Genomic DNA, 21,889 nt, shown 5'->3' with positions numbered 1-21,889 from the left:
GTTCAGTTCCGTACGCCGTTGTACGGGACGTCTGTGTGCCGTGATCAGACCATCATGGAACGGTCCGTCGGGCGGATCGGGGCCGGCAGTGCGCTGGCCCCGGTGAGGAAGCGGTCCACGCCGCGTGCCGCGGAGCGGCCCTCGGCGATGGCCCACACGATGAGGGACTGGCCTCGGCCGGCGTCACCGGCGACGAACACGCCGTCGACATTCGTAGCGTACTGGTCGTCGCGGGCGACGTTGCCACGGGCATCGAGTTCCACGCCGAACTGCTGGACGAGGCCGTTGGCCTGGTCGGTGCCGGTGAAGCCCATGGCGAGGGTGACCAGCTGCGCCGGGATGACCCGCTCGGTGCCGGTCTTCTGCTCCAGCTTGCCGTCCTTGAACTCCACCTCGATGAGGTGGAGGGACTGGACGTTGCCGTCCTCGTCGCCCTCGAAGTGGGTGGTGGAGACGGAGTAGATCCGCTCGCCGCCCTCCTCGTGCGCGGAGGTGACCTTGTAGAGCATGGGGAAGGTCGGCCAGGGCTGGTTGGCGTTCCGGTCCTCGCCCGGCCGGGGCATGATCTCCAGCTGGGTGACGGAGAGCGCGCCCTGCCGGTGGGCGGTGCCGACACAGTCGGCGCCGGTGTCGCCGCCGCCGATGACGACGACGTGCTTGCCCTCGGCGGTGATCGGGGAGACCGTCAGGTCGCCCTCCTGCACCTTGTTGGCGAGCGGCAGGTACTCCATCGCGAAGTGCACGCCGTTCAGCTCGCGGCCCGGGACGGGCAGGTCGCGGGAGACGGTGGCACCGGCGGCGATGACGACGGCGTCGTAGCGGCGGCGCAGCTTGGCCGCGTCGACGTCCTTGCCGACCTCGACCTCGGTGCGGAACTTGGTGCCCTCCGCGCGCATCTGCTCGATGCGGCGGTTGATGTGCGACTTCTCCATCTTGAACTCGGGGATGCCGTACCGGAGGAGTCCCCCGATGCGGTCCGCGCGCTCGTAGACGGCGACCGTGTGGCCGGCCCGGGTCAGCTGCTGGGCGGCGGCGAGTCCGGCCGGTCCCGAGCCGATGACGGCGACGGTCTTGCCGGAGAGGCGCTCGGGCGGCTGCGGGGTGACGTCGCCGCGGTCCCACGCCTGGTCGATGATGGAGACTTCGACGTTCTTGATGGTGACGGCCGGCTGGTTGATGCCGAGCACGCACGCCGACTCGCACGGGGCGGGGCAGAGCCGCCCGGTGAACTCCGGGAAGTTGTTCGTGGCGTGCAGGCGCTCGGACGCGGCGGTCCAGTCCTCGCGGTAGGCGTAGTCGTTCCACTCGGGGATCAGGTTTCCGAGCGGACAGCCGTTGTGGCAGAACGGGATGCCGCAGTCCATGCAACGGCCGGCCTGCTTGCTGATGATCGGCAGCAGGGAGCCCGGAACGTAGACCTCGTTCCAGTCCTTGACGCGCTCATCCACGGGGCGGGTCTTGGCGACCTCGCGGCCGGTGGTCAGGAAGCCCTTGGGGTCAGCCATTGGTCGCCGCCTCCATCATCTTCTCGGTGGTCTCCTGCTCGGAGAGACCGGCGAGCTCAGCGGCGTCCTTGGCGGCGAGCACTGCCTTGTAGGTGGACGGGATGATCTTGCTGAAGCGGGTCACGGCGGTGTCCCACTCGGCGAGGAGCTTCTCGGCGACCGTGGATCCGGTCTCCTCCTGGTGGCGGCGCACGACGTCGTGCAGCCACTGCTTGTCGGTGTCGGAGAGCTCCTCGACGGCGCCGAGGTTCCCGACGTTGACGTGGTCGCGCTGGAGGTCGATGACGTAGGCGACGCCGCCCGACATGCCGGCCGCGAAGTTGCGTCCGGTCTCACCGAGGACGACGGCGTGTCCGCCGGTCATGTACTCGCAGCCGTGGTCGCCCACGCCTTCGGAGACGACCGTGGCGCCGGAGTTGCGGACGCAGAAGCGCTCGCCGGTGCGGCCGCGCAGGAACAGTTCGCCGCCGGTCGCGCCGTAGGCGATGGTGTTGCCCGCGATGGTGGAGTACTCCGCGAGGTGGTCGGCGCCCCGGTCCGGGCGGACGATGACGCGGCCGCCGGAGAGGCCCTTGCCGACGTAGTCGTTGGCGTCGCCCTCCAGGCGCAGGGTCACACCGCTGGGGAGGAAGGCGCCGAAGGACTGGCCCGCGGAGCCGGTGAAGGTGATGTCGATGGTGTCCTCGGGCAGGCCCGCACCGCCGAACTTCTTCGTGACCTCGTGGCCGAGCATGGTGCCGACGGTCCGGTTGATGTTGCGGATCGCGATCTGCGCGCGGACCGGCTGGGCGGCCTCGGCGCTGTCGGCCTTCAGGGCGTCGGCGGCGAGCTTGACCAGCTCGTTGTCCAGCGCCTTGTCCAGCCCGTGGTCCTGCTCCGCGATCTGGTGGCGGACGGCGCCGTCGGCCAGCTCGGGGACGTGGAACAGCGGGGCGAGGTCGAGGCCCTGGGCCTTCCAGTGCGTGATCGCCCGGTCGGTGTCGAGCAGCTCGGCGTGGCCGACGGCCTCCTCGATCGTCCGGAAGCCGAGCTCTGCGAGGATCTCGCGGACTTCCTGGGCGATGAACTCGAAGAAGTTGACGATGTACTCGGCCTTGCCGGAGAAGCGGTCCCGCAGGACCGGGTTCTGGGTGGCGATGCCGACGGGGCAGGTGTCCAGGTGGCAGACGCGCATCATGACGCAGCCGGAGACGACGAGCGGCGCGGTCGCGAAACCGAACTCCTCGGCGCCCAGCAGTGCGGCGATGACGACGTCGCGGCCGGTCTTGAGCTGGCCGTCGGTCTGGACGACGATGCGGTCGCGCAGGCCGTTGAGCAGCAGCGTCTGCTGGGTCTCGGCGAGGCCGAGCTCCCAGGGGCCGCCCGCGTGCTTCAGCGAGGTGAGCGGGGAGGCGCCCGTTCCGCCGTCGTGTCCTGAGATGAGGACGACGTCCGCGTGTGCCTTGGAGACACCGGCGGCGACCGTGCCGACGCCGACCTCGGAGACCAGCTTCACGTGGATGCGGGCCGCCGGGTTGGCGTTCTTGAGGTCGTGGATCAGCTGAGCCAGGTCCTCGATGGAGTAGATGTCGTGGTGCGGCGGCGGCGAGATCAGGCCGACACCGGGGGTGGAGTGCCGGGTCTTGGCGACCCACGGGTAGACCTTGTGGCCGGGCAGCTGGCCGCCCTCGCCGGGCTTGGCTCCCTGGGCCATCTTGATCTGGATGTCGTCCGCGTTGACCAGGTACTCGCTGGTGACGCCGAAGCGGCCGGAGGCGACCTGCTTGATGGAGGAGCGGCGCGCCGGGTCGTAGAGCCGGTCGGCGTCCTCGCCACCCTCGCCGGTGTTGGACTTGCCGCCCAGCTGGTTCATGGCGATGGCGAGGGTCTCGTGCGCCTCGCGGGAGATCGAGCCGTAGGACATGGCGCCGGTGGAGAAGCGCTTGACGAGGTCCGAGACGGACTCGACCTCTTCGATGTCGATGGACTCGCGGTCCGAGGTGAAGCCGAACAGGCCGCGGAGCGTCATCAGCCGCTCGGACTGCTCGTTCACCCGGTCCGTGTACTGCTTGAAGATGTCGTAGCGGCGGTTGCGGGTGGCGTGCTGGAGGCGGAAGACCGTGTCCGGGTCGAACAGGTGCGGTTCGCCCTCGCGGCGCCACTGGTACTCGCCGCCGATCTCCAGCGCGCGGTGCGAGGCGGAGATGCCGGTGGCCGGGTAGCCCTTGGCGTGCCGGGCGGCGACCTCCTTGGCGATGACGTCGAGTCCGGCGCCGCCGATCTTGGTGGCGGTGCCGTTGAAGTACCGGTCGACGAAGGACTGGTCGAGGCCGACGGCCTCGAAGACCTGGGCGCCCCGGTAGGAGGCGACGGTGGAGATGCCCATCTTGGACATCACCTTCAGGACGCCCTTGCCCAGTGCGTAGATCAGGTTGCGGATGGCCTGCTCGGCCTCGATGCCCTCGATGAAGGTGCCGGCCCTGACGAGGTCCTCGACGGACTCCATGGCCAGGTACGGGTTGACCGCGGCGGCGCCGAAGCCGATCAGCAGCGCGACGTGGTGGACCTCGCGGACGTCACCGGCCTCGACCAGCAGGCCCACCTGGGTGCGCTGCTTGGTGCGGATGAGGTGGTGGTGGACGGCCGAGGTGAGCAGCAGCGAGGGGATCGGTGCGTGCTCGGCGTCGGAGTGCCGGTCGGACAGGACGATCAGGCGGGCGCCGTCCTCTATGGCGGCGTCGACCTCGGTACAGATCTCCTCGATCCGTGCGGCCAGCGCCTCGCCGCCGCCGCCGACCCGGTAGAGGCCGGAGAGCGTGGCGGCCTTCATGCCCGGCATGTCGCCGTCGGCGTTGATGTGTATGAGCTTGGCCAGCTCGTCGTTGTCGATCACCGGGAACGGGAGCGTGACGCTGCGGCAGGCCGCGGCGGTCGGCTCCAGGATGTTTCCGGCCGGGCCGAGCGTGGAGCGCAGCGAGGTGACGAGCTCCTCGCGGATGGCGTCCAGCGGCGGGTTGGTGACCTGGGCGAACAGCTGGGTGAAGTAGTCGAAGAGCAGCCGGGGCCGGGCGGACAGCGCGGCGAGCGGGGAGTCCGTGCCCATGGAGCCGAGCGGTTCGCCGGCGGTGCGGGCCATCGGGGCGAGGATGATGCGGAGCTCTTCCTCCGTGTAGCCGAAGGTCTGCTGGCGGCGGGTGACGGAGGCGTGCGTGTGGACGATGTGCTCCCGCTCGGGGAGGTCCTCCAGCTCGATCTCGCCGGTTTCCAGCCACTCCTGGTACGGCTGCTCGGCGGCGAGGGACGCCTTGATCTCGTCGTCCTCGATGATGCGGTGCTCGGCGGTGTCGACGAGGAACATCTTGCCGGGCTGCAGGCGGCCCTTGCGGACGACCTTCGCGGGGTCGATGTCCAGGACGCCGACCTCGGAGGAGAGCACGACGAGTCCGTCGTCGGTGACCCAGTAGCGGCCGGGGCGCAGTCCGTTGCGGTCGAGGACCGCGCCGACCTGGACGCCGTCGGTGAAGGTGACGCAGGCCGGTCCGTCCCAGGGCTCCATCATCGTGGAGTGGTACCGGTAGAAGGCGCGCCGGGCCGGGTCCATGGAGGCGTGGTTCTCCCATGCTTCGGGGACCATCATCAGCACGGAGTGCGGGAGCGAGCGGCCGCCGAGGTGGAGGAGTTCCAGGACCTCGTCGAAGGAGGCGGAGTCGGAGGCGTCCGGGGTGCAGACGGGGAAGATCCGGTCCAGCTGCTCCGTACCGAAGAGGCTGGAGGCGAGCTGGGACTCGCGGGCCTTCATCCAGTTGCGGTTGCCCTTGACCGTGTTGATCTCGCCGTTGTGCGCGACGAAGCGGTACGGGTGTGCGAGCGGCCAGCTCGGGAAGGTGTTGGTGGAGAAGCGGGAGTGGACCAGCGCGACCGTGGTGGCGAAGCGGGCGTCGGAGAGGTCCGGGAAGAACGGCTCCAGCTGCCCGGTGGTGAGCATGCCCTTGTAGACGATCGTGCGGGCGGAGAGCGACGGGAAGTAGACCCCGGTCTCACGCTCGGCGCGCTTGCGCAGCACGAAGGCCTTGCGGTCCAGGACGATGCCGCTGCTCTCGCCGTCGGCGACGAAGAGCTGGCGGAACTCGGGCATGGTGGCGCGGGCGCCCCTGCCGAGGATGTCGGGGGTGACCGGCACGTCGCGCCAGCCCAGGACCTTGAGGCCCTCTTCCGCGGCGATCTTCTCCAGGCCCTTGACGGCCGCTGTGGAGTCGTCCGCGGGCAGGAAGGCGATGCCGACGGCGTAGGCACCGGCCTCGGGGAGGTCGAAGGGGACCTCTGCGCGCAGGAAGGCGTCCGGTACCTGGAGCAGGATTCCGGCTCCGTCACCGGAGTCGGGCTCGGATCCGGTGGCGCCGCGGTGTTCGAGGTTGCGCAGTACGGTCAGCGCCTGCTCTACCAGCTCGTGGCCGGCCACACCGGTCAGAGTGGCCACGAACCCGACACCACAGGCGTCGTGCTCGTTGCGGGGGTCGTACATCCCCTGCTGGGCGGGGCGACCGTCCATGGGCGACCAGGCGTCGGTGCGCATCGGCTCTCCCGTCGTCGTCGTGGCATATGAACAGCCGAGGGACGACTCTGGCCCTCTGCGAAATTTCGTGCAGATTACATGATGGGACGCTTCTCAAGAAGCGGATAGCTCGTTCCAACATACGGACACCGCTGATGGCGGTGGAGGGGGTCGCAGTCAGAGGATCGGCGCCCGGGAGACCGCAGAGAGCAGGCGTCGTTGCCTGCGGTGTCTACGGCTCATGCCCGGCGGAAGCGAAAACGAAACCGCCGGGTAACGACTACTTATGTGTAGCCCTGCATAGAGTCTCATTTTACGTCGCGTGAACACGTTCCGCCCAGTGGCGGTGATCAGGACGTATGTCACACGGATGACGCACACGTTACGGGCCGCAACCGTGGTTCCGGCCCCGGCCCGTAACGCGTGCGAGTGGCTCAGCCGCCGACCGCGACGCCGAACAGCATGCCCAGGCCATAGGTGACCGCGGCCGCCGCGCCGCCGAGCACCAGCTGACGCAGTCCGCTGAACCACCAGCTGCGGGCCGTGACCCGGGCGACCACCGCGCCGCAGCCGAAGAGCCCGGCCAGGGCCAGCAGCACGGCCGGCCACAGCACGTCCGCGCCGAGCAGATACGGCAGCAGGGGCAGCAGGGCGCCCAGCGCGAAGGCGCCGAACGAGGAGACGGCGGCGACGAGCGGCGAGGGCAGGTCGCCCGGGTCGATGCCGAGCTCCTCGCGGGCGTGGATCTCCAGGGCCTGCTCCGGGTCGCGCGACAGCTGCCGGGCGACCTCGCGGGCGAGGCCTGGCTCGACGCCCCGGGATTCGTAGAGCTCCGCCAGCTCCCGCTCCTCGTCCAGCGGATGCTTGCGCAACTCACGCCGCTCGACGTCGAGTTCGGCCTCCACCAGCTCACGCTGCGAGGCGACGGAGGTGTACTCGCCGGCCGCCATCGAGAAAGCCCCGGCGGCCAGACCGGCCAGCCCGGTGATCACGATCGTGCGGTGCGAGACGTCACCGCCCGCGACGCCGGTCATCAGGGCGAGGTTCGAGACGAGACCGTCCATGGCCCCGAAGACCGCCGGCCGCAGCCAGCCACCGTTGACATCGCGGTGGGTGTGGTTGTCCCGGTGCGCCTCGTGCAGTACGGCGTCGGTCTCGGTGATGGACACAGCTCTCCCCTTCTCCCGGAGGGGTGTTCACCCGCTCCGGCCCCGTTCGACACCATCGAAAGTACGCACGAAAAATGGCCCCCGCCAGCAAGGCAGGCCGCACTTACCACTGTCTGTGACCAGGTAGGTACGGCTTGCCTTGCTGTCCGAAGGCCGTCATCCGAGTGGCCCTTTTGTGGTGATTACCGGCCTCTGTCCCGGCTCCGCGTGGCACAGATCCCACAGGTACGAGAACTGGCTCGGTACGAGCGAAGGGTCGACGCGATGGAGCTGATGGCGGGAAATCCGGCAGCGCCGCGGACGGACGGCACACGGACGGACAGCACGCGGACGGACAGCAGGGCAGCGGTACGGGGAGCACCGGCCCCCGGCGAAACGGTCCGGGGGGAAACGGTCCGGGGCGGAACGGCCCACGGCGACACCGTCCGGGGCGGTCCGGCGGACCGGGCCAGGGGCTCGCTGCTGGGCCTCGCGGTCGGCGACGCGCTGGGCGCCCCCGCGGAGAACATGCGGCCCTCCGAGATCCGCCGCCGCTGGGGCCGGATCGAGAGCTTCGTGAGCGACGACCCGGCGGGCACCGACGACACGGAGTACGCGATCTTCTCCGGGCTGCTGCTGGCCCGGCACGGTTCGGCGCTGACCGTGACCCATGTCGAGCGGGCCTGGCGGCTGTGGATCGCGGATCTGGACGAGGGGCCGTTCCGAGGTGCCGGTTTCAGCGAGCGCGGCACGCTGGAGAACCTGCGCCGGGGGCTGGCCGCCCCGATCTCCGCCCAGCACCGGCACGCCTGGAGCGACGGACTGGCGATGCGGGCGGCGCCGTTCGGCGTCTTCGCGGCGGGCCGGCCCGCCGAGGCGGCCCGGCTGGTCGCGGTGGACGGCCGGGTCAGCCACGAGGGCGAGGGCATCTACGGCGGCCAGGCGGTGGCGGCCGGGGTGGCGGCCGCCATGACGGGGTCCGGGCTCACCTCCGTGATCGCCGCCGCGCTCTCCGTCGTACCCATGGACTCCTGGACGGCGCGTTCGCTGCGCCGCGCGGTGACCGCCGCCCAGCGCCCTTACCCGGACCGGCTCACGATGGAGCGCGCGGTGCGCTCGGCCGTGGTCGTCGGCGGCTACCCGTGGACGGATCTGGCGCCGGAGGCGGTCGGGCTGGCCTTCGGGGCGTTCGCCGCGGCGCGCGGCGACTTCCGTACGGCGGTGCTGACCGCGGTCAACATGGGCCGCGACGCCGACACCACGGCCGCGGTGGCGGGCGCGCTGGCCGGGGCGCTGCACGGGGCCTCGGCCATTCCGGCGCACTGGGCCGCGGCGATCGGCCCGGTCCGGGGCAGCTGCCTGCCCTCGATGCGCGGGTACCACGTCCTGGACATCGCGGAACTCCTCACCCCGGCAGAGGCGGAGCCGGACGGACGGGTCGGGCAACGGCCCCCGGACCCCGGACCCGGCGGCGGGGCGCCCCCTCCCGATGAAGACACCGGGGAACGCACCGGCCGCGACGGCGCACCGGCGGTGCGCCCATGACCGGCACCGCCCGCCGCGCCCGGATCGAGGGGCTGCTGCTCGGGCTGGCCGCCGGGGACGCCGCCGGCTGGCCGGCCGCGCGACACCGGGCGGCCCGGATGCCGGAGTGGACCCGGCGCCTCACCCGCGAGCTGGACACCTTCGCCGAGCAGAACGCGACCACCACACTGCCCGTCCCCATCGCCCTCAACCAGCCGCCCGAGCCGCTGCGGCTGGGCCCCTCCGACGACGCCGAATGGGCGGCGTTCGCGGCCGGGACCGTGCTGACCTCCGCGGCGGGCCCGCTGCACGGCCTCTCCCCCGGCCGCCGGATCCGGGCCGCGGTGGACGTCGCCTGGAACGCGCTGGCAGCAGAGGTCGCCGCGGCCGCCGCGCGGGCGCCGGAGGTCGAGTCGGCGGTGCTGCCGCTGCGGGCCCGGATCTCGGTACGGGCCGGGCTCGGCAACCTCGCCGCCGGGCTGCGACCGCCCGCCACCGGCCATGACAACCCGCACTACTTCGACGACGCGGCGTGCGTGCGGGCCGCCGTGCTGGCCGTCGTCCACCCCGGCGATCCGGAGGCGGCGGCCGATCTCGCGGAGTTCGACGCGCGCTACACCCAGGACGGCGACGGGGTGCACGGCGCGCGGGCGATGGCCGCCGCGATCGCGCAGGCGCTCGGCGGGGCGGACGTGGACACGGCGGTGAACGCCGCGCTGGACCAGCTCCCGGAAGGCACCGAGATCGCCCGCAACGCCGCCCACGCGGTCCGGATCGCCCGCGACTTCGCCGGAGAGGCGGCCGGCGCCTTCGCCCTCGTACCGGTGCTGGAGCACCAGATCGTGGACCACGTCTACAGCTACGGGATCGCCGCGGCCGAGACCGTCCCGGTCGCCCTCGCCCTGGCCACCGCCGCCCGGGGCGAGATCGCGCAGGCCGTACCGTCCGCCGCCTGCCTGTCCCGGGTCGCGGATTCGGCACCGGCCCTGGCCGGTGCGCTGACCGGCGCGCTCGGCTCCATCGCCGCCGTGCCGGACGGCTGGCGCGAGGCCTGCCGCACCCTCGCGGGGTGTGCGCTGCCCCGTTTCGCGGGCACGGATCTGCTGGAACTCGCCGGGCTGCTGGCAGACACGGAACCGGCACCCCTGGGTGGACAATTCGGACATGACATCCACCGCGCCCCCGGCGCCCACGAGGTCCGCACCGCCCACGACAACCAAGGCGCTCACTCTCGATGAACGGATCGCGGGCGCGCTCGTCGGCGCCGCCGTCGGTGACGCGCTCGGCGGTCCGGTCGAGGGGCGGCCCCCCGAGCAGATCGTGGCCCGGCACGGCGGGCGGATCACCGGCGTCGTCGGCCCCTGGGACGGCGACGACTGGCGGACCGCCCGCCCCATCGCCCCGTACCACAAGGGCGACGGGCACGTCACCGACGACACCTTGATGACCCATGCGCTCGTCCGGGTGTACGGCAAGGTGCGCGGCCACCTCGACGCGTACTCGGTCGCCGACCACCTGGTACCGGAGCTGATCTCCAACCCCCGCTGGATTCCGGAGCTGGAGGCCGAGGCGTTGCCGCTCCAGCGGGTCTTCCTCGCCGAGAAGTGGATCGTCGCCCGGCTGCACTACGGCCACGTCGACCCCCGCGAGGCGGGCTCCGGAAACATCGTCAACTGCGGTGCCGCGATGTACATGGCGCCGGTCGGCCTGGTGAACGCGGCCCATCCGCAGGCCGCCTACGCCGAGGCGCTGGATGTCGCGGGCGCCCATCAGTCCTCGTACGGCAGGGAGGCGGCCGGGGTGTTCGCGGCCGCCGTCGCCGCGGCCTGCGTCCCGGGGGCGACGCCCACCAGCGTCATCGAGACGTGTCTGTCGCTCGCCAAGGACGGCACCCGGGCGGCGATCGACGCGGTCTGCGAAACGGCCGTCGGGCACCGGGACTTCGAGTCCGCCCTGACCCCGCTGCGGGAGGCGGTCGCCCCCTTCGACACCGTGGGGCCCGACTACCGCGCCCCCTCGCTCGGCGCCCGCCGCCCGTCCCGGCTGCACGCCATCGAGGAACTCCCCGTCGCACTCGGCATGCTGCTCGTCGGGGACGGGGACTACCGGCGCACGGTCCTGGGGTCTGTCAACTACGGGCGGGACTGCGACTCGATCGCCACCATGAGCGGCGCCGTCGCGGGCGCTTTGCACGGTGAAGGCGCGATCCCCGCCGACTGGGTGAGCACGGTCGCCGGGGCCAGCCGCCTCGATCTGCACGCCCCGGCCCGGACCCTGGCGGAGGTCGCCCGCGAGGTCTTCGCACACGACACGGCCCGCCGCCGCGCCCACGAGAGCGCCTTCACCGCGCTGGCGGGCACCCCATGACCGCGACCGTGCGGGCCACCTGGGTGCAGCCGGAGGACCTGATCGGACACGAACTGCGGCAGGCCGCGCAGGACGGACGGGACGCCCGGGACATCGAGCGCCGGTGGTACGAGGCCGGCGGGTCGCCCGCCCCGGATCGCGCGGGCGCCTCCGAGCACCCCGCACCGCCAGGACTGCGCGCGGTCGCCGGCCGCCTGCTGGACGAGCTCGCCGTGCTGGAATCGCCGTTGGCCGACGACGAGCCGACCGGTCTGGACGCGGTCCGGGCCGCCTGCCCGCGCTGGCCGCTCCCCCGCACGGCGCCGTCCGGCGTGGACCGCGAGCGGCTGCACGCGGCCTGGCTCGGGCGGGCGGCGGGCTGTCTGCTCGGGAAACCGGTCGAGAAGCTGCCGCTGGAAGGCATCCGCGCCCTGGCCCGCGCCACCGGGAACTGGCCGCTGGCCACCTGGTTCACCGCCAGGGGACTGCCCCCTGAACTGGCCGCCACCTACCCCTGGAACCGGCGCTCCGCGGCCACCTCGCTCGCGGAGAACATCGACGGGATGCCGGAGGACGACGACCTCAACCACCCCCTTCTGGCACTGCTGCTGCTCCGGCGTCACGGCCGCTCGTTCACCACCGCGGACCTCGCCCGGCTCTGGCTGGACGAGCTTCCGGCCGGCCGGACGTTCACCGCGGAGCGGGTCGCGTACCGCAATCTGCTGGACGGCATCGAGCCGCCGGACACCGCCTCGTACCGCAATCCGTTCCGGGAGTGGATCGGTGCGCAGATCCGGGCCGACGTGCACGGCTGGACCCACCCCGGCGACCCGGCCGCGGCGGCGGAGCAGGCCCACCGGGACGCGGTCCTCACCCACACCGGAAACGGGGTGTACGGCGCCATGTTCACCGCCGCCGCCCTGGCGGAGGCGGCCGGCGGCGAGGCCGATGTGCACGGCTGCCTGGCCGCCGGGCTCAGGGTCGTACCACCGCGTTCGCGGTTCGCACGGGCGGTACGGGACGGCATCGAAGCGGCGCGCGCGCAGGACGACTTCGACGCGGTCGTCGACCGGCTGCACGCGGCGTACGGCCACTACCACTGGGTGCACGTGCTGCCCAACGCGGCGCTGCTCGCCGCCGCGCTCACGCACGCCGACGGCGACTTCTCCGGCTCGGTGTGTCGTGCGGTGTCCGGCGGCTGGGACACCGACTCCAACGGGGCGACCGCCGGTTCGCTCGCCGGACTGCTGGCCGGGCGGCCTGAAGCACTGCCCGACCGGTGGACCACCCCGCTGAAGAACCGTCTCGCCACGTCCGTACCGGGTTTCGACTCGGTCGGCTTCGACACCCTCGCGGACCTGACCCACCGGCTCACCCACCAGGAGGACCTGTGCCCATGACCGGAGTCGCGGTGCTCGGCAGCACCAATATGGACCTCGTGGCCTACACAGACCGGGCCCCGGAGCGCGGACAGACCGTCACCGGACGGGAGTTCCGCACCGTGCCCGGCGGCAAGGGGGCCAACCAGGCGGTCGCCGCCGCCCGCGCCGGCGGCGACGTGACGATGATCGGCGCCGTCGGCAACGACGAATACGGTCTCAGGCTGCGGGAGAACCTGGAGCACTCGGGCGTCGACACCGACCTGCTGCACACCGTCGAGGGGCCCAGCGGTACCGCGCACATCGTGGTGGACGCCAAGGGCTCCAACGCGATCGTGGTCATCCCCGGCGCCAACGGCGCGGTCACCGCGCTCGGTCCCGGCGAGATCGCCGCGATCGCCGGGGCCGACCTGCTGCTGCTCCAGCTGGAGCTGCCGCTGTCCGCCGTGATCGAGGGTGCGCGGGCCGGTCACGCCCAGGGGGTGCGCGTGCTCCTCACCCCGTCGCCCGTGCGGGAGCTGCCCGACGAACTCCTGGACTGCGTCGACCTGCTGATCCCCAATGAGCACGAGGCCGCCGAACTGTCCGGGCACACCGAGCCGCACGCGGCGGCGGAGGTCCTGCTCGGTCACGTACCAGCGGTCCTCATCACGCTCGGCTCCAAGGGCTGCCTGTACGCGGCCCGGGGCAGCACCGCCGTCCACTTCCCCGCCCCCGATGTCAGCGCCGTCGACACCACGGGCGCGGGCGACACCTTCGTCGGCGCGCTCGCGGTGGCCATCGGTGAGGGCCGGCCGGTGCCGCAGGCCGTCGCATGGGCCTCCGCGGCCGCCGCGCTCTGCGTACAGAAGCCCGGCGCCTCCACGTCCATGCCGTACCGCAGCGAAATCGACGCCGCGTGACCGGGCCCGCGGCAGCGCCGCTGACCGGAGTGCGGGTCCTCGACCTGGCCACGCTCTTCGCCGGGCCGCTGTGCGCCACCATGCTCGGTGACTACGGCGCCGAGGTGATCAAGGTCGAGCATCCGGGCCGCCCCGACCCGTCCCGGGGCCACGGCCCCACGAAGGACGGCATCGGGCTGTGGTGGAAACTGCTCGGCCGCAACAAACGCACCATGACCCTCGACCTGTCCGGGGCCGGCGGGCGCGACATCCTGCTGCGGCTCGCCGCGGACACCGATGTGATCATCGAGAACTTCCGGCCGGGCACCCTGGAGCGGTGGGGGCTCGGCTGGGAGGAGCTGCACGCCGTCAACCCCCGGCTGGTGCTGGCCCGGGTCACCGGCTTCGGACAGTTCGGCCCGTACGCGCACCGGCCCGGTTTCGGGACGCTCGCGGAGGCGATGAGCGGATTCGCGGCGATCACCGGGGAGCCGGACGGTCCGCCGACGCTGCCGCCGTTCGGGCTGGCCGATTCGATCGCGGCGATCGCCACGGCGTTCGCGGTGACGACCGCGCTGGCCGCGCGGGAACGCACCGGGGAGGGGCAGGTCGTCGACCTGGCGATCATCGAACCGATCCTGACGGTGCTCGGCCCGCAGCCCCTCTGGTACGACCAGCTCGGCTACGTCCAGCCGCGCACCGGCAACCGTTCGCGCAACAACGCCCCGCGCAACACCTACCGCACCTCCGACGGTCAGTGGGTGGCCGTCTCCACCTCCGCGCAGTCCGTCGCGGAGCGGGTGATGCGCCTGGTGGGACGGGCGGAGCTGATCGACGAGCCGTGGTTCGGCTCCGGCACCACCCGCGCCGAGCACTGTGAGGAGCTCGACGAGGCGGTCGGCAACTGGATCGCCCGGCACACCCGGGACGACGCGGTCTCCGCGTTCGAGAAGGCGGAGGCCGCCATCGCGCCCGTCCACGACATCCGCGACGTGATGGAGGACCCGCAGTACCGGGCGCTGGACTCCGTCACCGAGGTCGACGACCCCGAGCTGGGCCCGCTGCGGATGCAGAACGTCCTGTTCCGGCTCTCCGCGACCCCGGGGGCGATCCGCTGGGCGGGACGGCCGCACGGCGCGGACACCGAGGAGATCCTCACCGGGCTCGGGCTGAGCGGCGCGGAGATCTCGGCGCTGCGGGCGGAGCGTGTCCTGTGACCGCGACGATCCCCCTGAGCTGGCTGTACGTCCCCGGGGACCGGCCCGAAGTGGTGCGCAAGGCCCGTGCGTCGGGGGCGGATGTGGTGATCGTGGACCTGGAGGACGCGGTCGCCCCGGACCGCAAGGAGTACGCGCGGGCGGCGACCGCGGAGCTTCTCTCCGATCCTGCGGACGCCGGCGCGGCGCCGCTCCACGTCCGGGTCCACACCGAGGCCGACGTCACGGCCCTGGCCGGGCTGCCGGGCCTCGCGGAGCTGCGGCTGCCGAAGATCACCCATGCGGCCTCCGTCCATCACATCGCGGCGCTGGCCCCCGGGGTCGCGCTCTGCCCGCTGCTGGAGTCGGCGCTCGGCATCGAGCACGCGTACTCGGTGGCCGCCGCCCATCCGCAGGTCCGGTCCATCGCGCTGGGCGAGGCGGATCTGCGGGCCGATCTGGGGGTGCGTGACGACACGGGGCTCGACTGGTCGCGCAGCCGGGCGGTGGTCGCGTGCCGGGCGGCCGGGCTGGCCCCGCCGACCCAGTCGGTGTTCCCGGACGTCCGGGACCTGGACGGGCTGTGGGCGTCCTGCGCGCACGGGCGGGCGCTGGGGTTCCTGGGGCGGGCGGCGATCCATCCCCGGCAGCTTCCGGTGATCGAGCGGGCGTTCCGGCCGACGCCGCAGGAGATCGAGGCGGCGCAGGAGATCGTCGAGGCGGCCCGTGTGGAGGCGGGTGCGCTGGCCCTGCCGGACGGGCGCTTCGTGGACGCGGCGGTGGTGGCCTCGGCCCACCGCACGCTTGCCCTGGCCGGGCGCACGGTGGTGACGGGCCCACGCTGAGCCCGGGGGCCCCTTCTGTCCTCCATCGCCGGACGGGCTTGATTTCCACGCCGATCCGGGGCCCGCAGAGACAGAGCCACGGACGGCAGAACCAAGCCTGTCCGGCGATTGAGGGCACCCGGCGACGGGGGGCGTGGCGCACACGCGCGAGGGGCCGCCGGGTTGTCCGGCGGCCCCTCGGTGTCGTCGTGGCGGCGTCAGCCCTTGGCCGTCTCCGCCGCATCCTCCGTCTTCGACGCGTCGGACTCCACCGCCGCGTCGTCGGACTTCGCCTCACCGGGCTCCGCGTCCTCGGCGTCAGCCGAGTCCGGCGCCCCGGGCTCGACGATCTCCTCGCGGCCCGGCCGCGCCTTCGCCGAGATCACCATGTAGACCACCGCCAGCACGAACACGATCAGCGCGGTCCACACGTTCAGGCGCAGGCCCAGGATGTGGTGGGCCTCGTCGACGCGCATGTACTCGATCCACGCGCGACCGGCGCAGTAGGACGCGACGTAGAGCGCGAACGCCCGCCCGTGTCCGAGCTTGAACCGGCGGTCCGCCCAGATCACCAGGAGGGCCACGCCGATGCACCACAGCGACTCGTACAGGAACGTCGGGTGGTACGTGCCCGCCGCCCGGTTGGGGCCCTCGCTGATCTTCAGCGCCCACGGGACGTCGGTCTCGCGGCCGTACAGCTCCTGGTTGAACCAGTTGCCCCAGCGGCCGCAGGCCTGGGCCACGGCGATACCGGGGGCGAGCGCGTCGGCCCAGGCGGGCAGCGGGATCCCCCGGCGGCGGCAGCCGATCCAGGCACCCACCGCGCCGAGCGCGATCGCACCCCAGATCCCGAGGCCGCCCTGCCAGATCTTGAAGGCGTCGACCCAGTCCTCACCGTCGCTGAAGTACAGCTGGTAGTCGGTGATGACGTGGTACAGCCTCCCGCCGACGAGGCCGAAGGGCACCGCCCAGACGGCGATGTCGGCAACCGTGCCGGCTCTGCCCCCTCGGGCGATCCAGCGCTTGTTGCCGAGCCAGACGGCGACAAACACACCGATGATGATGCAGAACGCGTAGCCGCGAAGCGGGATCGGGCCGAGATCGATCACGCCGGTCGACGGGCTGGGAATGTAGGCAAGGTCCATGGCAGGGTCGACGCTACCTTGCCGGGCGGGAAGTGCGGCAACCCGCCCGACAACTTCTGGGTAACGAGCCGGTCATCGATTCCCCGGGAATCCGCCGTTCAGGACCCCGAGGGGGCGGGGGTGGCCGTGCCCTTCCCCTTGCCCTTGTTGGCCTCCGCGACCCACTTCTTCAGGTTGGCGACGGTGATCGGCTCGTTGTCCTTCTTGGGGAAGATCGACTGACCGTTGAGCAGCGCCGTCGGCGTGCCCTGGAAGCCGCCGTCGCGAAACGCCTTGTCGGACTTCTGGACCCAGCTGTCGTGCGTGCCGTCGTCGACACAGCTGCGGAAGGCGGGCGTGTCGAGTCCGTCGACCTTCTTGGACAGGTCGATCAGCTTGCTGTTGTCACCGAAGGCGTCGTCGGCCTCCTGCGGCTGATTGCGGTACAGGATGTCGTGGTACGCGGAGAACTTGCCCACGTCCTGGGCGCAGGCCGCCGCGTTGGCCGCCTGGAGGGAGCCGCTGCCGCCGAGATTGCCGTCGATCAGCGTGGCGAGGTGGTACTCGACCTTGAGCTGCTTGCTCTGCTCCAGCTGGTGGATCGTGTCCCGGAACGCGTTCTCGAACTGGGCGCAGACGGGGCAGCGGAAGTCCTCCCAGATCGTGAGGGTGGACGGGGCGTCGTCCGCTCCCACCTGGATGGCGAGGCTGTCCTTGCCGGTCGCGCCCGACGGTGCGACGGCGGGGCCCGACGCCTTGTCCTTGCTGCCCTTTCCGCCGCTGTTGGCGGCGATCACACCGACGACGGCGGCCAGGGCGAGGACACCCACCACGGCGGTCGAGACGATCAGCGTGCGGCGACGGCGCTCTCGCGCCTTCAACTGCTCACGCTGCTGGATCAGCCGGTCTCGCGCGGCCCTTTTTCCCTCTTGGTTCTTCTCGCTCACACCGCAGCAACGAACCGGGGAGGCACTCGCGTGCCTCCCCGGTCCCAGGTCCACCCATTCGGGTGACGCCCGGTATCAGCGCTTTCGAACACCTTCGGCCAGATCGGCCGCCAGTGAGCGGACGGCCGCCAGGCCGGCCGCCTCGTCGGGCGCGTCCAGCATGCACCTGACGAAGGCGGTACCGACGATGACCCCGTCCGCGAACCCGGCGACCTCTGCGGCCTGGTCCGCGTTGGAGACGCCGAGGCCGACGCAGACCGGGATCGAGGTGGTGGCGCGGGTGCGCCGCACCAGGTCCTCGGCCTGTTCCCCGACCGAGACGCGGGTGCCGGTGACCCCCATCAGCGAGGCGGCGTAGACGAAGCCGGAACCGGCCGCCGTGATGGTGGCGAGGCGCTCGTCCTTGCTGCTGGGCGCGACGACGAAGACGGTCGCGAGACCGTGCTTGGCCGCGTGCTCGCGCCACAGGGCGGATTCCTGGACCGGCAGGTCGGGCAGGATGCACCCGGCGCCGCCCGCCTCCGCCAGCTCGGCGGTGAAGCGCTCGACGCCATACCGGTCGATCGGGTTCCAATACGTCATGACCAGGATCGGGATGCCGGTGGCCTCGTGCGCCTCGCGGACCGTGCGCATCACGTCCGCGATCTTCACGCCGCCGCGCAGCGCGATGTCGTCGGCGGTCTGGATGACCGGGCCGTCGAGCACCGGGTCGCTGTGCGGCAGGCCCACCTCGATGACGTCGGCGCCGCCTTCGACCGCCGCCTTGATGGCCGCGATGCCGCCGTCGACGGTCGGGAACCCGGCGGGCAGGTACGCGATCAGCGCCGCCCGGTCCTCGGCCTTGGCCGCCGCGAGGGCGGTGTCCAACAGCTCGATGTTGCCGCTCACTTGGCGTCCCCCTCGATCTCGGCGCCGCGGCCGGACGCGTCCGCCTCGACGGCCGCGTCGGTCTCGTACAGCCCGAAGTACCGGGCCGCCGTGTCCATGTCCTTGTCGCCCCGGCCGGACAGGTTGACCAGGATCAGGCCGTCCTTGCCGAGCTCCTTGCCGACTTCCAGGGCACCGGCCAGCGCGTGCGCGCTCTCGATGGCCGGGATGATCCCCTCGGTGCGGGAGAGCAGCCGCAGCGCCTGCATGGCCGCGTCGTCGGTGACGGCGCGGTACTCGCCCCGGCCGGTGTCCTTCAGGTAGGCGTGCTCCGGGCCGATGCCCGGGTAGTCCAGACCGGCCGAGATGGAGTACGGCTCGGTGATCTGGCCCTCCTCGTCCTGGAGGACGTAGCTGCGCGAACCGTGCAGGATGCCGGGCTCCCCCTTGGTCAGGGTCGCCGCGTGCTCGCCCGTCTCCACGCCGTGCCCGGCCGGCTCGCAGCCGATGAGGCGGACGTCCGCGTCCGGGATGAGGGCGTGGAAGAGGCCGATGGCGTTGGAGCCGCCGCCGACGCAGGCGACCGCGGCGTCCGGCAGCCGGCCGGTCCGCTCCAGGATCTGCCGCCTGGCCTCGACGCCGATGACGCGGTGGAAGTCGCGGACCATGGCGGGGAAGGGGTGCGGGCCCGCGACCGTACCGAAGAGGTAGTGCGTGCGGTCCACGTTGGCGACCCAGTCGCGGAACGCCTCGTTGATGGCGTCCTTGAGGGTGCGGGAGCCGGACTTCACGGCGATGACCTCTGCGCCGAGCATCCGCATCCGCGCCACGTTCAGCGCCTGGCGCTCGGTGTCGACCTCGCCCATGTAGATGGTGCATTCGAGGCCGAAGAGCGCGCAGGCGGTCGCGGTGGCGACGCCGTGCTGGCCGGCCCCGGTCTCCGCGATGACCCGGGTCTTGCCCATGCGCCGGGTGAGCAGCGCCTGGCCCAGCACGTTGTTGATCTTGTGTGAGCCGGTGTGGTTGAGGTCCTCGCGCTTGAGGAAGATCCGGGCGCCCCCGGCGTGTTCCGCGAAGCGCGGCACCTCGGTGAGCGCGCTGGGGCGGCCGGTGTAGTTGACCATGAGCTCGTTGAGCTCGGCGGCGAACGCCGGGTCGGCCTTCGCCTTGTCGTACTCGACGGCGACCTCGTCCACGGCGGCAACGAGCGCCTCCGGGATGAACTTTCCGCCGTACGCGCCGAAATACCCCTCGGCGCTGGGGATCAGACCCTCCGGGTCCGGAATGAAGAAGTCGGACGACATCTCGACGTGCTCCTCGGCATGGCATGGGGTGGATGCGTGGATTCACCGTATTGCGCCGTGAGCGAGGCGCCGCCTCGGCCGGGGGCCGGGCGGTGCGGGTCGTGCGGTACCACCGGAGGGCGGTGGGTGCGACGGCCGGGGTTCGCTCTACTGCGCGGACCCCGTGCGCCATCGCATGCCGTTGACCTGGCCGGGTTCGTCACCGATCACGTACCGCACCCGCCGGCCGTGCACGCGGCGCGCGGGGGCGCGGCAGCCGCGGGGGCGGCAGCCGCGCGCCAGCGGCGCGTGCGGGTCCCGGCCGGTGGCCGCGGCGGGGCGCAGGCCCGGCCGGACACGGGGCGCGGAACGGTCGGTGGACACGGGTGAGGTCAGCCCCGTCCGTGCCGGAGTGCGGGGTGGGCGCCGGCGGCGACCAGGTCGGCGACGGCGACCCGCGGGTCGCGGCCGGTGACCAGGGACTCACCGACCAGTACGGCGTCCGCGCCGGCGTTGGCGTAGGCGATGAGGTCGTGCGGACCCCGGACACCGGACTCCGCGACCTTGACGATGCGGTCGGGGATCTCGGGGGCGACCCGCTCGAAGGTGGAGCGGTCGACCTTGAGGTCCTTCAGGTTGCGCGCGTTGACGCCGATGATCCGTGCGCCGGCGTCGACCGCACGCTCCGCCTCCTCCTCGTCGTGCACCTCGACCAGCGGCGTCAGGCCGATGGACTCGGCGCGCTCGATGAGGGAGACCAGCGCCTCCTGGTCGAGGGCGGCGACGATCAGCAGAGCGAGGTCGGCACCGTACGCCCGCGCCTCCCACAGCTGGTAGGAGGTGACGATGAAGTCCTTGCGCAGGACCGGGATGTCGACCTTGGCGCGGACGGCCTCCAGGTCCGCGAGCGAACCGCCGAAGCGGCGCTCCTCGGTGAGGACCGAGATGACGGAGGCGCCGCCCGCCTCGTAGTCCGCGGCCAGTGCGGCCGGGTCGGCGATGGCGGCAAGGGCCCCCTTGGAGGGGCTGGAGCGCTTTACCTCGCAGATGACGGTCACACCCTCGCCGCGCAGGGCGGCGACTCCGTCCTTCGCCTGGGGAGCGCGCGCCGCGCGCTCCTTCAGCTCGTCGAGGCTGACGCGCGCCTGCCGCTCCGCGAGGTCGGCGCGTACGCCGTCGATGATCTCGTCGAGCACACTCACGCGATCGGCCCCCTTCCGGGACGGTGACAAGAGAACAGGATCAGCCATGCCGATGGTATCCGCAGGAGGCCGATGGGCCCGCATCCGGCCGACGGATGTCCCACTACCTGGGCATTCGCACAGCCCGCCGCCGCCGGGGTGTTCACGGCGCCAGCGCCGATCCGAACGGCAGGTTCCGAACAACGGTGAAGATCAGCAGGACGGCTCCGATCGCCCACCAGTGCACGGGCCGCGGCGCGAACCGCGCGGGCTTCCCGGCGACCGCGCGGACCATCCAGAGGACCCAGACCACTGCGAAGATCCCGTAGCCGATGACGGCGGGGGCGTTGGAGCCGAACGCCGTCCCCAGGTCGCCGTGGGCGACCGCGTAGGCGCTGCGCAGCCCGCCGCAGCCGGGGCAGTAGATGCCGGTGAGCCGGAGCAGCGGGCAGACCGGGTAGTGGCCCGGCTCGTTGGGGTCGACGGAGCCGACGAGGACGAAGGCCCCGAGGACGCCCGCCATGACACCGGCCGGGGCGGCGATCCGCCGCAGCCGTGAGGCGGGGACGGGCGCCGGTGGAAAGACCGGCGGGAACGGTCCCGGCTGCCCCGCGGGCGGGCCGGGCGCGGGCGGGTGTCCGCCGGGCAGCGGGGGCGGGCCGGGCGGTGGCCGTTCGCCGTCCGGAGCGGGCAGGTGGCCGGGGGCCGCGGAGGCGCCGGGCGCGGGGTGGTGGCCCGGCGTCGGCGGGGCGGCTGGAGAGGGCGAAGCGTCCACCCGGTGATTGTCGCCGCTGACGCGGAAAGGCGCAGCCCGATCCGGGCTGCGCCTCGCGTGCGTACGTCCCGCGGAGGGGGTCAGGAGGTCTGCGCCTGCCCGGCGCGGGCCCTGGCCTGGGCCAGCTCCGCCGACTCCTTCGGCATGCCGAGACCGGCGGCCTTCATCGCGAGCCCGACGATCCCGCCGATGACGGTGACGGCGATACCGGCCCAGAAGCCGAGCGGGTTCGCCGCGACCATGAAGACGCCTGCGACGCAGAAGCCGATGAACGAGATGATGACACCGGTCCAGGCGGCCGGGGTGTGTCCGTGGCTGCTGCCCGCCATGAGTTGCTCCTCGTTGGTGTTGCGCTGTTGGTATCGCTCGGTGTCGCTG

At 72.3% G+C, this 21,889-nt stretch carries 18 protein-coding genes; 7 read left to right on the top strand and 11 right to left on the bottom strand.

What is annotated here, in order from left to right:
* Positions 1 to 44 precede the first annotated feature (44 nt).
* The 3 genes from RLT59_RS29715 to RLT59_RS29705 form a co-directional block, all read right to left on the bottom strand.
* Entirely contained in the window at positions 45 to 1,505 is a 1,461-nt protein-coding gene (locus tag RLT59_RS29715) for a glutamate synthase subunit beta (protein WP_311306253.1), read from the bottom strand.
* Complete coding sequence (gltB, locus tag RLT59_RS29710) at positions 1,498 to 6,057, bottom strand: glutamate synthase large subunit (RefSeq protein ID WP_311306252.1); 4,560 nt, start codon at positions 6,055 to 6,057, stop codon at positions 1,498 to 1,500. Before gltB ends, RLT59_RS29715 begins: the two co-directional genes overlap by 8 nt.
* Before the next feature lie 413 nt (positions 6,058 to 6,470).
* Positions 6,471 to 7,205, bottom strand: a complete 735-nt coding sequence (locus RLT59_RS29705; protein ID WP_311306251.1) for a VIT1/CCC1 transporter family protein — start codon at positions 7,203 to 7,205, stop codon at positions 6,471 to 6,473.
* A gap of 264 nt (positions 7,206 to 7,469) precedes the next feature.
* Between RLT59_RS29705 and RLT59_RS29700 the strand changes: the two genes are divergently transcribed.
* From RLT59_RS29700 to RLT59_RS29670, 7 genes are read left to right on the top strand one after another with little or no spacing between them, the layout of a single operon-like run.
* Positions 7,470 to 8,729, top strand: a complete 1,260-nt coding sequence (locus RLT59_RS29700; RefSeq protein WP_311307902.1) for an ADP-ribosylglycohydrolase family protein — start codon at positions 7,470 to 7,472, stop codon at positions 8,727 to 8,729.
* A complete protein-coding gene (locus RLT59_RS29695; RefSeq protein ID WP_311306250.1) occupies positions 8,726 to 9,946 on the top strand; it encodes an ADP-ribosylglycohydrolase family protein in 1,221 nt (406 codons plus the stop codon). The genes RLT59_RS29700 and RLT59_RS29695 overlap by 4 nt, the downstream gene beginning before the upstream one ends.
* Positions 9,873 to 11,075, top strand: coding sequence for an ADP-ribosylglycohydrolase family protein (locus RLT59_RS29690; protein WP_311306249.1), 1,203 nt, complete (start codon positions 9,873 to 9,875; stop codon positions 11,073 to 11,075). The genes RLT59_RS29695 and RLT59_RS29690 overlap by 74 nt, the downstream gene beginning before the upstream one ends.
* The gene (locus RLT59_RS29685; protein ID WP_311306248.1) at positions 11,072 to 12,454 is read left to right on the top strand and encodes an ADP-ribosylglycohydrolase family protein; all 1,383 of its coding nucleotides are present in this window, start codon (positions 11,072 to 11,074) and stop codon (positions 12,452 to 12,454) included. The genes RLT59_RS29690 and RLT59_RS29685 overlap by 4 nt, the downstream gene beginning before the upstream one ends.
* On the top strand, positions 12,451 to 13,335 hold the full coding sequence (gene rbsK / locus RLT59_RS29680; protein WP_311306247.1) for a ribokinase: 885 nt from the start codon (positions 12,451 to 12,453) through the stop codon (positions 13,333 to 13,335). The genes RLT59_RS29685 and rbsK overlap by 4 nt, the downstream gene beginning before the upstream one ends.
* Positions 13,332 to 14,531 (top strand): CaiB/BaiF CoA transferase family protein, encoded by a 1,200-nt coding sequence (locus RLT59_RS29675; protein WP_311306246.1) that lies wholly within the window; start codon positions 13,332 to 13,334, stop codon positions 14,529 to 14,531. The genes rbsK and RLT59_RS29675 overlap by 4 nt, the downstream gene beginning before the upstream one ends.
* Entirely contained in the window at positions 14,528 to 15,355 is an 828-nt protein-coding gene (locus RLT59_RS29670) for an HpcH/HpaI aldolase/citrate lyase family protein (protein ID WP_311306245.1), read from the top strand. Before RLT59_RS29675 ends, RLT59_RS29670 begins: the two co-directional genes overlap by 4 nt.
* Positions 15,356 to 15,552: 197 nt before the next feature.
* On the opposite strand, the gene lgt is transcribed toward RLT59_RS29670, so the two are convergent.
* The 8 genes from lgt to RLT59_RS29630 all read right to left on the bottom strand — a co-directional run bounded on the left by lgt (position 15,553) and on the right by RLT59_RS29630 (position 21,840).
* Positions 15,553 to 16,479, bottom strand: a complete 927-nt coding sequence (gene lgt / locus RLT59_RS29665) for a prolipoprotein diacylglyceryl transferase (protein WP_311306244.1) — start codon at positions 16,477 to 16,479, stop codon at positions 15,553 to 15,555.
* A 98-nt stretch (positions 16,480 to 16,577) separates the two neighbouring features.
* Positions 16,578 to 17,405, bottom strand: coding sequence for a thioredoxin domain-containing protein (locus RLT59_RS29660; protein ID WP_311306243.1), 828 nt, complete (start codon positions 17,403 to 17,405; stop codon positions 16,578 to 16,580).
* A gap of 75 nt (positions 17,406 to 17,480) precedes the next feature.
* The gene (gene trpA, locus RLT59_RS29655) at positions 17,481 to 18,293 is read right to left on the bottom strand and encodes a tryptophan synthase subunit alpha (protein ID WP_311306242.1); all 813 of its coding nucleotides are present in this window, start codon (positions 18,291 to 18,293) and stop codon (positions 17,481 to 17,483) included.
* Entirely contained in the window at positions 18,290 to 19,576 is a 1,287-nt protein-coding gene (trpB, locus tag RLT59_RS29650; protein ID WP_311306241.1) for a tryptophan synthase subunit beta, read from the bottom strand. The genes trpA and trpB overlap by 4 nt, the downstream gene beginning before the upstream one ends.
* Before the next feature lie 147 nt (positions 19,577 to 19,723).
* Entirely contained in the window at positions 19,724 to 19,939 is a 216-nt protein-coding gene (gene trpM / locus RLT59_RS29645; RefSeq protein WP_311306240.1) for a tryptophan biosynthesis modulator TrpM, read from the bottom strand.
* A gap of 8 nt (positions 19,940 to 19,947) precedes the next feature.
* Complete coding sequence (trpC, locus tag RLT59_RS29640; RefSeq protein ID WP_311306239.1) at positions 19,948 to 20,757, bottom strand: indole-3-glycerol phosphate synthase TrpC; 810 nt, start codon at positions 20,755 to 20,757, stop codon at positions 19,948 to 19,950.
* A gap of 142 nt (positions 20,758 to 20,899) precedes the next feature.
* Positions 20,900 to 21,385 carry a DUF2752 domain-containing protein gene (locus RLT59_RS29635; RefSeq protein ID WP_311307901.1) on the bottom strand — a complete coding sequence of 162 codons (486 nt, stop codon included), beginning with the start codon at positions 21,383 to 21,385 and terminating at the stop codon, positions 20,900 to 20,902.
* A 206-nt stretch (positions 21,386 to 21,591) separates the two neighbouring features.
* Positions 21,592 to 21,840 carry an HGxxPAAW family protein gene (locus RLT59_RS29630; protein ID WP_311306238.1) on the bottom strand — a complete coding sequence of 83 codons (249 nt, stop codon included), beginning with the start codon at positions 21,838 to 21,840 and terminating at the stop codon, positions 21,592 to 21,594.
* Between the last annotated feature and the right edge of the window lie 49 nt (positions 21,841 to 21,889).

It is taken from the genome of Streptomyces sp. ITFR-6 (genome assembly GCF_031844725.1).
Taxonomy (GTDB): domain Bacteria; phylum Actinomycetota; class Actinomycetes; order Streptomycetales; family Streptomycetaceae; genus Streptomyces.
This window is presented reverse-complemented; position numbering and strand designations above follow the sequence as displayed.

What these genes read in the sequence shown, in the direction of transcription:
- RLT59_RS29700 (WP_311307902.1), top strand. Translation starts at nt 7,470, where the DNA reads ATGGAGCTGATGGCGGGAAATCCGGCAGCGCCGCGGACGGACGGCACA.
- RLT59_RS29690 (WP_311306249.1), top strand. Translation starts at nt 9,873, where the DNA reads ATGACATCCACCGCGCCCCCGGCGCCCACGAGGTCCGCACCGCCCACG.
- RLT59_RS29695 (WP_311306250.1), top strand. Translation starts at nt 8,726, where the DNA reads ATGACCGGCACCGCCCGCCGCGCCCGGATCGAGGGGCTGCTGCTCGGG.
- rbsK (WP_311306247.1), top strand. Translation starts at nt 12,451, where the DNA reads ATGACCGGAGTCGCGGTGCTCGGCAGCACCAATATGGACCTCGTGGCC.
- gltB (WP_311306252.1), bottom strand. Translation starts at nt 6,057, where the DNA reads ATGCGCACCGACGCCTGGTCGCCCATGGACGGTCGCCCCGCCCAGCAG.
- RLT59_RS29715 (WP_311306253.1), bottom strand. Translation starts at nt 1,505, where the DNA reads ATGGCTGACCCCAAGGGCTTCCTGACCACCGGCCGCGAGGTCGCCAAG.
- trpB (WP_311306241.1), bottom strand. Translation starts at nt 19,576, where the DNA reads ATGTCGTCCGACTTCTTCATTCCGGACCCGGAGGGTCTGATCCCCAGC.
- lgt (WP_311306244.1), bottom strand. Translation starts at nt 16,479, where the DNA reads ATGGACCTTGCCTACATTCCCAGCCCGTCGACCGGCGTGATCGATCTC.
- RLT59_RS29630 (WP_311306238.1), bottom strand. Translation starts at nt 21,840, where the DNA reads ATGGCGGGCAGCAGCCACGGACACACCCCGGCCGCCTGGACCGGTGTC.
- RLT59_RS29685 (WP_311306248.1), top strand. Translation starts at nt 11,072, where the DNA reads ATGACCGCGACCGTGCGGGCCACCTGGGTGCAGCCGGAGGACCTGATC.